Consider the following 12,109-nt stretch of genomic DNA (forward strand, 5'->3'; position numbering starts at 1 on the left):
GCTGCGTGGAGGCGGCCGTGCACGCGGCCGCGCTCGACGCGATCGCCGTCGGCGCGTGCCACCGCGAGACCTTCGGCTACTCCGACGACGACGCGTTCGCCGTCGGGCTGACCTGTGGCGGCAGCCTCGAGGTGCACGTGCAGCCGGTGCGCCCCGGCGACCCGGACGACCCGGCCGCCCTCGCGCTCGCGCAGCTGGCCGCGGACGGCGACACGCCGACCGCCCTCGTGCGCCGCCTCGACACGGCGCGCCCGAGCGCCGTCCTCCTCGACCTGTCAGCACCAGGTGCGGGTATGGCTCCACCTGGTGCTGACAACTCTGGCTCCCGAGAGCTGTCAGAGCCACGTACGGGTAGGGCCGCACCTGGTTCTGACAACTTGGAGGACGCGCTGCGAGGGCTCGTGGACGACGGCGCGCTGCCCGCGGCGTCCGCCCAGGTCGCCGCCGTCCTGCGCGCGGGCGGCGGCGCCGCCGTGCACGCCGCGCCCGGGGTGGTGGACGGCACCTGCACGGACCCCGAGGAGCCGGTCGCGCTGCTGGTCGAGACCCGGCTGGCGCCGCCGCGGTTCGTCGTCGTGGGCGCCAACGACTTCGCCGGCGCCCTCGTCCGGGCCGTGCACCTCCTCGGCTACCGCGTCACCCTCGTCGACGCTCGCGAGGTCTTCGCCGCCCCCCGGCGCTTCCCGCAGGCGGACGAGGTGGTCGTCGACTGGCCCGACCGGTACCTCGCCGCGGAAGCCGCGGCCGGCCGCCTCGACGCCCGCACCGCCGTCGCGGTCCTCACCCACGACGCGAAGTTCGACGTGCCGACGCTGCGCCTCGCGCTCGGGCTGCCGCTCGCGTACGTCGGGGCGATGGGCTCGCGCCGGTCTCACGCCCAGCGCCTGGAGGCGCTCCGGGACGAGGGCGTCCGCGCCGACGACCTCGCCCGGCTGCGGTCGCCGATCGGGCTCGACCTGGGCGCGGTGACACCCGAGGAGGTCGCCGTCTCCGTCGTCGCCGAGCTGCTCGCCGTGCGCTACGGCCGCACCTCCGCCGTCCCGCTGAGCCGCACCGGAGGACCGCTGCACGCGGCTCCCGGCCCGGAGCGGGCGGACGGCACGACCGACAGCACGACCGCCAGCACGACCTGCATCACGACCCTGAGCAAGGAGCGATCCCGGTGGACCTGAACACCGTCACCGACCTGGTCCCGACCGCCGACCCCGCCGACTGGCGCGAGGGCGACGCGTGGCTCGCCGGCGGCACCGTCCTCTTCTCGTACGGGAGCGGGTCGCTGCGCCGCCTGCTCGACGTCACGAGCGCCGGGTGGCCCGCGCTCACCGTGACCGACGCAGGCCTCGAGATCGCCGCCACCTGCACCGTCGCGCAGCTCTACGCCTTCCCGCAGGACCCCGGGTCGGCGCCGGTGCGCGACTCCTGGCGCGCCCTGGACCTCGTGCGACCGTGCTGCGACTCGTTCGTCGCGTCCTTCAAGATCTGGAACACCTCGACGGTGGGCGGCAACGTCGCGACGTCCCTCCCCGCGGGACCGATGACGTCCCTCACCGCCGCGCTGGACGGCGTGGCGGAGGTCTGGGGCCCGAGCGGCGCCCGGCGCACGCAGCCCGTCGCCGAGCTGGTCACGGGCGACATGTGCAACACCCTCGGCCCGGGCGAGCTGCTGCGCGCGATCCGGGTCCCGGCGGCGGCGCTGCGTGCCCGCACGGCGTTCCGTCGCCTCTCCCTGACGAACCTGGGCCGGTCCGGCGTCCTGCTGATCGGCCGCCGCGACGCGGACGACGACGGCGGCGAGCTCGTCCTGACCGTCACCGCGTCCACCCGGCGCCCCGTCCAGCTGCGGTTCGCGCCCGGCGCGCACCCTGACGCCGCCGCGCTGTCAGCCGCGATCGACGCCGCGATCCCCGCCGACCTGTACCACGACGACATCCACGGCCTGCCGGCGTGGCGCCGCGACATGACCTACCGGCTCGCGGAGGAGATCCGCCGCGAGCTGCTCGACCGCACCGACGGAGGCCGGCGATGACCGACGCGACCACCCGCACCCGCACCACCTCCCCGAGCGCCCCGCACCCGAGCGCCCCGCACCCGCGCACCGCGCCCGTGCTCCGTGTGGACGGGCGCGACGTCGACGCCGTGCCGCGGGCCGGCCAGTGCCTGCGCACGTTCCTGCGCGAACAGGGCTCCCTCGGCGTGAAGAAGGGCTGCGACGGCGGCGACTGCGGGGCCTGCACGGTGCACGTGGACGGGGTGCCGGTGCACAGCTGCGTGTACCCCGCGCGGCGGGCGGCCGGGCGTGACGTGACGACGGTCGCGGGCCTCGCCGCGACGGCCGCGGAGCCGACCGCCGACGGGCTGCACCCGGTGCAGCAGCGGTTCCACGACGCGCAGGGCTTCCAGTGCGGCTTCTGCACGGCAGGGATGATCATGACCGCCGCGACGTTCGACGACGAGCAGCGCGCGGACCTGCCGCGCAACCTCAAGGGGAACCTGTGCCGGTGCACCGGGTACCGGGCGGTCGAGGACGCGGTGCGCGGCACGCAGGACGCGGAGGTGCTCGGGCCCTGCGGCACCGCGCCCGGCGCCCCTCCCGGCACCGCACCCGGCACGGCGTTCGGCACGAGCGAGCCCGCCCCTGCGAGCCGTGGGGTGGTCACCGGGCAGGCGCGCTACACCCTCGACGTCGACCCGGCCGACTACCCGGGGCTGCTGCACCTGAAGCTGGCGCGCTCGCCCCACGCGCACGCGCGGGTCGTCGCGATCGACACGTCCGCGGCCCTCGCGGTGCCGGGCGTCCAGGCGGTGCTCACGCACGCCGACGCCCCCACCGCGCGGTTCAGCACCGCCCAGCACGAGCAGTGGACCGACGACCCCGACGACACGCGCGTCCTCGACGAGGTGGTGCGGTTCGTCGGGCAGCGCGTGGCCGCCGTCGTCGCCGACTCGGTGGCCGCCGCGGAAGAGGGCGTGCGCCAGCTGCGTGTCGAGTACGAGGTGCTGCCCGCCGTGATCGACCCCGAGCAGGCGATGCAGCCGAGCGCGCCGCTGGTCCACCCGGAGCTGGACGCCGTGCAGGCGCGCGTCTCGCGGCCGGGCGCCAACGTGGTCGCCGAGGTGCACAGCGAGCTCGGCGACGTCGAGGCGGGGCTCGCGGAGGCCGACGTCGTGCACGAGGCGACGTACCGCACCCAGCGCGTGCAGAACGCGGCCCTGGAGACGCACGCCGCCATCGCGTCGTTCGACGACGACGGGCGGCTCGTGGTGCGGTCCTCCACCCAGGTGCCGTTCCTCGCCCGCCGCCACCTGGCACGCGTGCTGGACCTGCCGCCGGACCGCGTGCGCGTGCTGTGCGAACGCGTGGGCGGCGGCTTCGGCGGGAAGCAGGAGGTGCTGGTCGAGGACGTCGTGGCCCTCGCGGCCCTCCGGCTGCGCCGCCCCGTGCAGCTCGAGCTCACGCGCACGGACACGTTCGTCGGCACGACGACGCGCCACCCGTTCCGCATCCGGGTGCGGGCGGGCGCGCGCCGCGACGGCACCCTGACGGCGCTGCACCTGGACGTGCTGAGCAACACCGGCGCGTACGGCAACCACGGTCCGGGCGTGATGTTCCACGGGTGCGGCGAGTCGATCGCCGTGTACACCTGCGCGAACAAGAAGGTCGACGCGCACTGCGTCTACACGCACACCCTGCCCGCGGGCGCGTTCCGGGGCTACGGGCTGAGCCAGATGATCTTCGCGGTCGAGTCCGCGATGGACGAGCTCGCCCGGCAGCTCGGTCTGGACCCCCTCGAGCTGCGACGCCGGAACGTGGTGCGCGAGGGCGACCCGATGCTGTCCCTCAACCCGGAGCCGGAGGAGGACGTGCTCTTCGGCAGCTACGGCCTCGACCAGTGCATCGAGCTGGCCGACGACGCCCTGGCCCGCGGCCGGGCACGGGACGTTGCGGAATACGGCGCCGACCCGGCCGACCCGACGCTGCCCTGGCTCGGCGAGGAGTGGGGCGTGGGCGAGGGGACGGCCGTGTCGATGATCGACACCGTGCCGCCCCGCGGGCACGTCGCGCACGCGCGCGCCCGGCTGCGCCGCGACGGGGTGGTGGAGGCGGAGGTCGGCACCGCGGAGTTCGGCAACGGCACGACGACCGTGCACGCCCAGCTCGTCGCGAGCGCTCTGGGGCAGCGGGCCGGCGACGTGGCCGTGCGACAGTCGGACACCGACCTCGTGGAGCACGACACGGGAGCCTTCGGCTCCACCGGCACGGTGGTGGCGGGGAAGGCGTCCCTCGCCGCGGCCACCGAGCTCGCCACCCAGGTCAAGGCGCTCGCGGCGACCGTCCTCGGCGTCGAGGTCGCGGAGTGCCGGCTGGTGCCCGGCGCGGTCGAGGCCGCCGGGCGCACCCTGTCCTTCGCCGACGTCGCCCGGCACGCCGAGGCCGCGGGGGTGCGGCTGGAGGCGGAGGGGCGCTGGGGCGGGACGCCGCGGTCGGTCGCGTTCAACGTGCACGGTTTCCGCGTGGCCGTGCACCGCGGCACCGGGGAGATCCGCATCCTGCAGAGCGTGCAGGCGGCCGACGCCGGAGAGGTCGTCAACCCGCGCCAGTGCCGCGGCCAGGTCGAGGGCGGCATCGCGCAGGCGCTCGGCGCCGCCCTGTTCGAGGAGGTGGTGATCGACGACGCGGGCCGCGTCACGACCGACATCTTCCGCCAGTACCACCTGCCCACGTTCGCGGACGTGCCGCGCAGCGAGGTCTACTTCGCGCGCACCACGGACACGACGGGGCCGATGGGCGCGAAGTCGATGAGCGAGAGCCCGTTCAACCCGGTCGCCCCGGCGCTGGCGAACGCGCTGCGGGCCGCCACGGGGGTGCGGTTCACCGACCTCCCGCTCGCGCGCGACAAGGTCTACCTGGGGATCAAGGCCGCGCGGGCGTGACCGGCCGTCGCACGGCGGCGCGAGAGCTCAGGCCAGCAGGTCGAGGTCGGCCGCGGTGTCGACGTCCCGCCCGTCGCCCGGGTGCACGACGACGTCGATGAGGTCGGCGTGCGCGCGCAGGTAGGCGCGCGCCCCGACGTCCCCCGCGGCGCTCGCGGCTGCGGGGGAGGCGAGGGTCGCGTCCAGCACGAGCGGGTGCGACCAGCCCGGCCGTGCCGCGTCCGGCACCGGGGCGTCCGCCCAGCGGGAGACGGTGACGCGGCCGGGCCGGTGCGCGCCCAGCAGGCGGGCGACGTCGTCGGGCGCGACGCCGGGCTGGTCGACGTGCGCGACGACGACGCGGGTGACGCGCGGGACGTCGTGGCCGTCGTTGCCGTCGTGGTCATCATGGTCGTCGAGGGCGGCGGCGACGCCGACCCGGAGGGACGAGGCCATGCCCGTGGCCCAGTGCTCGTTCACGACGACGCGCGCGCGGCCAAGGTCGGTGGTGGCCGCGACGCGGGGGGCGTCCGCGCCGAGGACGACGACCACGTCGTCGCAGCCGCCGGCGGCGAGGACGCCCGTCAGGTGCTCGACGAGCGTCCGGCCCCGGTGGGGGAGCAGCGCCTTCGGGCCGCGGCCCAGACGCGTGCCTGCGCCGGCGGCGAGCAGGACGGCGACGGCCCGCCCGGTCGCGGTGGCGCTGGGCGCGGAGGCATCGGGCGCCGTGGCGCCGGTCGAGATGGCACCGGGCGCGGGGGCGTCGGGCGTCATGAGCCGTCGCGACGGCTGTCGTAGCGCTGCTGCGCCGCGCTGACCTCGTCGACGGCGCCCTCGAGCACGTCGATGAGCCCGACCAGCCGGTCGGCCACCCTGCGGCCGAGGTCGGTGAGCGAGTACTCGACGTGCGGGGGGATGGTGGTCCGCACCTCGCGCGCGACCATGCCGTCGCGCTCGAGGGCCTGCAGGGTCTGGGCGAGCATCTTCTCGCTCACGCCGTCGATCCGGCGGCGCAGGGCGTTGAACCGGACGGCGCCGTCGCGCAGCCCCGCGACGGTCAGGACGCCCCACCGGCCCGTGACGGCCTCCAGGGCCTGCCGGGACGTGCACCCGCGCGAGAAGACGTCGGCGATCATCGCGTCGGTCGGGCCGGTCGCGACCTGGTCGAGAAGGTCGGCGGGGGAGTCGGGGGTCACCCGTCCAGGATACGGCGCTCACCGGACGACGGCACTGTGACGAAGAGCGCACCGTCTGCTGGTTGGCACTAACGAAAAGTTAGCGCATGCTGGCAGGGCGGCCACGCAGCCGTGCACCCGAGCCGTCCTCATCAAGGAGCACACCATGACCATCGCCGTCACCGGCACCAGCGGCCACCTGGGCCGCCTCGTCGTCGAGTCCCTCCTGGCCCGGGGCGCCGCGCCCGCCGACGTGGTCGCCCTCGCGCGCTCGACGGAGAAGGTCGCCGACCTCGCCGCGCGCGGCGTCGTCGTCCGCGAGGCCGACTACGACCGCCCCGAGACCCTCGCCCTCGCCCTGGACGGCGTGGACGTCCTGGTCCTCGTCTCCGGCTCCGCCGTCGGTCAGCGCGTGCGCCAGCACGGCGCCGTGATCGACGCGGCGAAGGGCGCGGGCGTCGGCCGCGTGATCTACACCAGCGCGCCGCACGCCGACACGTCCCCGCTCGTCCTCGCGCCCGAGCACAAGGCCACGGAGGAGCTGCTCGCCGCGTCGGGTCTGTCCACCACGGTGCTGCGCAACGGGTGGTACACGGAGAACTACCTCGACGACGTGCGCGGGGCAGGCGAGAGCGGCGAGATCGTCCGCTCCGTCGGCGACGGCCGCGTCGCCAGCGCCAGCCGCGCCGACTACGCGGAGGCGGCCGCCGTCGTCGCGCTCGACGCGCGCCTCGGTGGGAGCCCTGCCGGGAGCCACGACGGCGCCGTGTACGAGCTGTCCGGCGACGTGGCCTGGGACTTCGACGAACTCGCGGCCGCCGCCGCCGAGATCCTCGGCCGCCCGGTGACCTACCGGCGGCTCACGGCCGACGAGCACCGCGCGGCCCTGCTGGCCGCGGGCCTGGACGAGGGCACGGCCGGCTTCGTCGTCGCGCTGGACGGCGACACCCGGGACGGCCTGCTCGCCGAGACCTCGGGCGACCTCGCTCGCCTGATCGGCCGTCCCACCACGCCGCTGGCCGAGGGCCTGCGTCGCGCCCTGGACGCGTGATGCCCGCCCTCCCCGGCGACCGTCTCGCCGACGACACGCGGATGGACGCGGTCACGCTGCACGTGCGCGACCTCGACCTCATGACGCGCTACTACCGCGACGCCCTCACGCTCACGGAGCTCGCCGTGCCCGACGGCCTCGAGCTCCCGGCCGGCGTCCGGGCCGAGGAGACGACGGTGCTGGGCCGCGGCGCGACGCCGCTGGTCGTGCTGCACCGCACGCGCGACCTGCCCGCCCCTGGTCGCGGGGAGGCCGGCCTGTTCCACACGGCCGTGCTGTTCGACGACGAGCCCGGGCTCGCGCACGCGCTCGCGTCCGTCGCGACGACGGCGCCGAGCACGTTCGTCGGCAGCGCGGACCACCTGGTGTCCCAGGCGTTCTACTTCGCGGACCCGGAGGGCAACGGGGTCGAGCTGTACGCCGACCGCCCGCGCGACCAGTGGGCGTGGGACGGCACGCACGTGCGCATGGCCACACTCTTCCTCGACCCGAACGCCTTCCTCGGCGACCACCTCACCGACGCCGCGCGCGACGCCCTGGCCACGACCGACCCGGAGGCCCGTGCCGCCGCGACGCGGGCCGCCGGGGCGGGCGCCGTCGTCGGGCACGTGCACCTGCAGGTGGGCGACGTGCCGGCCGCCCGTGCCTTCTACGTCGACACCCTCGGCTTCGCGGAGACGGCGAGCGTGCCCGGCGCGCTGTTCGTCTCCGCCGGCGGGTACCACCACCACATGGCGATGAACACGTGGCACAGCCGGGGCGCCGGGCCGCGCGCGTCGACCCTCGGCCTGGGCACGGTGGCCCTCACCGTGCCGGGGACCGACGACGTCGGCGCGCTGCGCGAGCGGCTGGACCGGGCGGGCGTCGCCGTGCAGCACGACGGCGCCGTCCTGCGCTTCGACGACCCGTGGCGCAACGCGGTGGAGGTCCGCGCCGCCCCGCCTGCCTAGACTCGCGCGGTGCGTCGTGTGCTGAACCGCTGGGTGGACCCGTTCGTCGTCACCCTCCTCCTCGTCCTCGTCCTCGGCCTCGTGGTCCCCGTCCCGGCGGGGGCCCAGCACGTGCTGGACACCGCGGCGGACGTCGCGGTGACGGCTCTCTTCCTCGTCTACGGCATGCGGTTGTCCACCCGTGAGGTGTGGGCGGGCCTGCGCAGCTGGCGCCTGCAGGGCGGCATCCTCGCGGCCACGTACGTCGTCTTCCCCCTGCTCGGGCTCGTGGTCGCCTGGGCGGTGACGCCGCTGGTCGGCGCACCGCTCGCCGCCGGGATGCTCTACCTGTCGCTGCTGCCGTCGACCGTGCAGTCGTCGGTGGCGTTCACCTCCGTGGCGCGCGGCAACGTCGCCGGCGCGATCTGCGGCGCCACCGTGTCCAACGTGCTGGGCATGGTGCTCACGCCGCTGCTCGTGCTCGGGCTCATGAGCGACGCCGACGGGAGCGGGGGTGCCGCCGCCGGGCACGGGCTGGACGGCCTCCAGACGGTGCTGCTGCAGCTGCTGCTCCCGTTCGTCGTCGGCCAGCTGCTGCAGCCGTGGGCAGGCGACCGGGTCCGCGCCCGCCGATGGCTCACCCTCGGCGTCGACCGCGGCACGATCCTGGTCGTCGTCCTGTCCGCCGTCGCCGGTGCGAGCTCGGCGGGCGTCTGGGCCGGGATCTCGGGCTGGGCGATCGTGGCCCTGGTCGTCGTCAGCGGGGTGCTGCTCGCCGTCATGCTCGGCCTCACGTGGTGGGGCGGCGCGTTGCTGAGGCTGCCGGTCGAGGACCGGATCGCCCTGCTCATGTGCGGGTCCAAGAAGTCGCTCGCGACCGGCCTGCCCATGGCCAGCGTGCTCTTCCCCGTCGCGGCGGCCGGTGTCGTCGCCGTGCCCGTGATCATCTTCCACCAGCTCCAGCTGGTGGTCTGCGCCGTCCTCGCGCGCCGCCTCGCGCTGCGGGACTGACCCCGCCGTCGGCAGAGGAGCCCCCTAGACTGGCCGCGCCCGGACGACGACGTCGGGAGGTCGCGATGCCAGGGAACCGTGTCCCCGCCGGACACGCCGCCGGCGTGCGTCGTGACCCGCGCACCGTCCGCGCGGCGTACGAGCGCTTCCTCGACACCGGCGAGCTGCCCGGCGGCATCGACCCGGTCGTCGCCGACTCGTGGCGCCGGTCCGTGCGCAGCGGCGTCGACCCGGACACCCCGCACCCCCCGGACCCGTTGGGGGACGCCGACCTCGCCGCCTACCGCACCACCCATCCCCTCGCCTCCGTGATGCCCGTGGTGCGCGAGCTCGTGGTCGACGGCGCGGCCGACGACGGGCTCGTGGTCGCCGTCTCGGACGAGGTCGGCCGCCTGCTGTGGGTCGAGGGCGACCACCGCCTGCGCAGGACGGTCGACCGCGTCGGGTTCGTCGAGGGCGCCGTCTGGCGCGAGGAGAGCGTCGGCACTAACGCGCCCGGCACGGCCCTCGCGACCCGGCGCGCGGTCCAGGTGATCGGCGCCGAGCACTTCTCCCGCCCGGTGCAGGGGCTCAGCTGTGCCGCCGCGCCCGTCCGCGACCCCGCCACCGGACGCGTGCTCGGCGTGCTCGACATCACCGGCCGGCGGGCCGCGGCGACGCACGTCGTGCTGTCGCTGGTGCGCGCCACCGTCGCCACCGTCGAGCGGGAGCTCGCCACGAGGGCCGCCGGCCTGCCGCGCCCCGGCACCGGACCGCCCGCCGGCCTGCGGGTGCTGGGCCGGCCCGCGCTGCGAGGGCCGGACGGCGACCGACCGCTCTCGCTGCGGCACGCGGAGATCCTGCTGCTCCTCGCCGAGCACCCGCGCGGCCTGGGCGCGGACGAGCTCGCCGTGCTGCTGCACCCCGGCGCGCTGTCCGACGTCACCGTCCGTGCGGAGGTCTCCCGGCTGCGGCACGTCGTCGGGCCGCTGCTCGCCGGGTCGCGGCCGTACCGGCTCGCCCGCCCCCTGCGCAGCGACGCCGACGAGGTCCGCGCGGCGCTCGCGCTCGGCGACGTGCGGGGCGCCGTCACCGCCTACGCGCCGCTGCTGCCGCGGTCGGTCGCGCCGGGGGTCGAGCGGCTGCGGGCCGAGCTGTCCGCCGAGGTGCGCGCCGCCGTCCTCGCCTCCGGGGACCCGGACGTGCTGGACGCCTGGGTGTGCGGCACCGACGGCGCGGACGACCACGCCGCGTGGTCCCGGCTCCTCGCCGTCACGCCCGCCGGCAGCCCCCGGGCCGTGCGGGCACAGGCGCGCCTCACGCTGCTCGACGCCGAGCTCGGCTAGCGCCACCGGCCTCGAGGTGCAACGGGACTGCAACCCTCGGCGTCCTACCGTCGGCGCAACGCGGCGCGACGAGGCGCCGCCACGCGAGGAGGCAGCATGACCGTCTACGCAGCCCCCGGCCAGCCCGGGGCGATCGCCGAGTACCGCGCGCGGTACGACCACTGGATCGGCGGGGAGTACGTGCCGCCGTCGAGCGGCCAGTACTTCGAGAACCCCAGCCCGGTCACCGGGCAGACGTTCACGGAGGTGGCGCGCGGCAACGCCGACGACATCGAGCGCGCGCTCGACGCCGCCCACGGCGCGGCGGCCGCCTGGGGTCGCACCTCCGTCACCGACCGGGCGAACGTCCTCAACAAGATCGCCGACCGCATGGAGGCGAACCTCGAGAAGATCGCGGTGGCCGAGACCTGGGAGAACGGCAAGCCCGTGCGCGAGACGCTCGCCGCCGACATCCCGCTCGCCATCGACCACTTCCGCTACTTCGCCGGCGCGATCCGCGCCCAGGAGGGGTCGATCTCGGAGATCGACGAGGACACGATCGCCTACCACTTCCACGAGCCGCTCGGCGTGGTCGGGCAGATCATCCCCTGGAACTTCCCGATCCTCATGGCGACCTGGAAGCTCGCCCCGGCGCTCGCGGCGGGCAACGCCGTCGTCCTCAAGCCGGCCGAGCAGACGCCGGCGTCGATCCTGTTCCTCATGGACCTCATCGGCGACCTGCTGCCCGCGGGCGTCGTCAACGTCGTCAACGGGTTCGGCGTCGAGGCGGGCAAGCCGCTCGCGTCGTCGTCGCGCATCCGCAAGATCGCCTTCACCGGCGAGACGACGACGGGCCGCCTGATCATGCAGTACGCGTCGCAGAACATCATCCCCGTGACGCTGGAGCTGGGTGGCAAGAGCCCGAACATCTTCTTCTCCGACGTCGCCGCGGCCAAGGACGACTACTACGACAAGGCGCTCGAGGGGTTCACCATGTTCGCCCTCAACCAGGGCGAGGTGTGCACCTGCCCGTCGCGGGCCCTCATCCAGTCCGACATCTACGACCAGTTCCTGGGCGACGCCCTCGAGCGCACCAAGGCGGTGAAGCAGGGCAACCCGCTGGACACGGACACGATGATCGGCGCGCAGGCGAGCAACGACCAGCTCGAGAAGATCCTGTCCTACATCGACATCGGCAAGGCCGAGGGCGCGAAGGTCCTCACGGGCGGGCACCGGGCCGAGCTGGACGGCGACCTGGCGGGCGGCTACTACGTCACGCCGACCGTCTTCGAGGGCAAGAACACCATGCGCATCTTCCAGGAGGAGATCTTCGGGCCGGTGGTGTCGGTGACCGACTTCGCGGACTTCGACGACGCGATGAAGATCGCCAACGACACCCTCTACGGCCTGGGGGCCGGGGTCTGGTCCCGCCAGGGCGAGACGGCGTACCGGGCCGGGCGCACCATCGAGGCCGGACGGGTCTGGACGAACTGCTACCACGCCTACCCGGCGGCCGCGGCCTTCGGCGGGTACAAGGGCTCCGGCGTCGGGCGCGAGAACCACAAGATGATGCTCGACCACTACCAGCAGACCAAGAACCTGCTGGTCAGCTACTCGGGCCAGAAGCTCGGGTTCTTCTAGGAGGCCGGACCACACCATGAGCGACGACGACGGGGCACGCCCCGCCCGGGTCGCCGTGACCGACGCCGCGGCCGGGCTCCTCGCCCG

The 12,109-nt window shown here is 75.3% G+C and carries 10 protein-coding genes; 8 read left to right on the top strand and 2 right to left on the bottom strand.

Translation table 11 applies throughout. The annotated features are described in order from the left end of the window. The 3 genes from ACFT55_RS14540 to ACFT55_RS14550 form a co-directional block, all read left to right on the top strand. Positions 1–1,172, top strand: a 1,172-nt coding sequence (locus ACFT55_RS14540) for an XdhC family protein (RefSeq protein ID WP_380244551.1), incomplete at its 5' end; no start/stop codon positions are given. Beyond that, complete coding sequence (locus ACFT55_RS14545; protein WP_380244552.1) at positions 1,163–2,026, top strand: FAD binding domain-containing protein; 864 nt, start codon at positions 1,163–1,165, stop codon at positions 2,024–2,026. The genes ACFT55_RS14540 and ACFT55_RS14545, both read left to right, overlap by 10 nt. Beyond that, positions 2,023–4,932: a molybdopterin-dependent oxidoreductase gene (locus ACFT55_RS14550; RefSeq protein ID WP_380244553.1), complete on the top strand. Its 2,910-nt coding sequence runs from the start codon at positions 2,023–2,025 to the stop codon at positions 4,930–4,932. Before ACFT55_RS14545 ends, ACFT55_RS14550 begins: the two co-directional genes overlap by 4 nt. 27 nt (positions 4,933–4,959) lie before the next feature. On the opposite strand, the gene ACFT55_RS14555 is transcribed toward ACFT55_RS14550, so the two are convergent. Further along, positions 4,960–5,685 carry an NTP transferase domain-containing protein gene (locus ACFT55_RS14555; protein WP_380244554.1) on the bottom strand — a complete coding sequence of 242 codons (726 nt, stop codon included), beginning with the start codon at positions 5,683–5,685 and terminating at the stop codon, positions 4,960–4,962. Further along, positions 5,682–6,107, bottom strand: a complete 426-nt coding sequence (locus ACFT55_RS14560) for a winged helix-turn-helix transcriptional regulator (protein ID WP_380244555.1) — start codon at positions 6,105–6,107, stop codon at positions 5,682–5,684. Before ACFT55_RS14560 ends, ACFT55_RS14555 begins: the two co-directional genes overlap by 4 nt. Positions 6,108–6,252: 145 nt before the next feature. Between ACFT55_RS14560 and ACFT55_RS14565 the strand changes: the two genes are divergently transcribed. From ACFT55_RS14565 to ACFT55_RS14585, 5 genes are all read left to right on the top strand, one after another. Then, entirely contained in the window at positions 6,253–7,137 is an 885-nt protein-coding gene (locus ACFT55_RS14565; RefSeq protein ID WP_380244556.1) for an SDR family oxidoreductase, read from the top strand. After that, positions 7,137–8,087, top strand: coding sequence for a VOC family protein (locus ACFT55_RS14570; protein ID WP_380244557.1), 951 nt, complete (start codon positions 7,137–7,139; stop codon positions 8,085–8,087). Before ACFT55_RS14565 ends, ACFT55_RS14570 begins: the two co-directional genes overlap by 1 nt. A gap of 9 nt (positions 8,088–8,096) precedes the next feature. Further along, on the top strand, positions 8,097–9,077 hold the full coding sequence (locus ACFT55_RS14575; RefSeq protein WP_380244558.1) for a bile acid:sodium symporter family protein: 981 nt from the start codon (positions 8,097–8,099) through the stop codon (positions 9,075–9,077). 65 nt (positions 9,078–9,142) lie between these two features. Continuing rightward, a complete protein-coding gene (locus ACFT55_RS14580; RefSeq protein WP_380244559.1) occupies positions 9,143–10,402 on the top strand; it encodes a GAF domain-containing protein in 1,260 nt (419 codons plus the stop codon). A 96-nt stretch (positions 10,403–10,498) separates the two neighbouring features. Further along, positions 10,499–12,022, top strand: coding sequence for an aldehyde dehydrogenase family protein (locus ACFT55_RS14585; protein WP_380244560.1), 1,524 nt, complete (start codon positions 10,499–10,501; stop codon positions 12,020–12,022). Positions 12,023–12,109: the final 87 nt, after the last annotated feature.

Source organism: Isoptericola sp. NPDC057191 (genome assembly GCF_042670225.1).
Lineage (GTDB): Bacteria > Actinomycetota > Actinomycetes > Actinomycetales > Cellulomonadaceae > Isoptericola.

Excerpts from the sequence above, each read along its gene's own strand:
- ACFT55_RS14550 (WP_380244553.1), top strand. The coding sequence starts at position 2,023 with ATGACCGACGCGACCACCCGCACCCGCACCACCTCCCCGAGCGCCCCG.
- ACFT55_RS14555 (WP_380244554.1), bottom strand. The coding sequence starts at position 5,685 with ATGACGCCCGACGCCCCCGCGCCCGGTGCCATCTCGACCGGCGCCACG.
- ACFT55_RS14565 (WP_380244556.1), top strand. The coding sequence starts at position 6,253 with ATGACCATCGCCGTCACCGGCACCAGCGGCCACCTGGGCCGCCTCGTC.
- ACFT55_RS14570 (WP_380244557.1), top strand. The coding sequence starts at position 7,137 with ATGCCCGCCCTCCCCGGCGACCGTCTCGCCGACGACACGCGGATGGAC.
- ACFT55_RS14580 (WP_380244559.1), top strand. The coding sequence starts at position 9,143 with ATGCCAGGGAACCGTGTCCCCGCCGGACACGCCGCCGGCGTGCGTCGT.
- ACFT55_RS14585 (WP_380244560.1), top strand. The coding sequence starts at position 10,499 with ATGACCGTCTACGCAGCCCCCGGCCAGCCCGGGGCGATCGCCGAGTAC.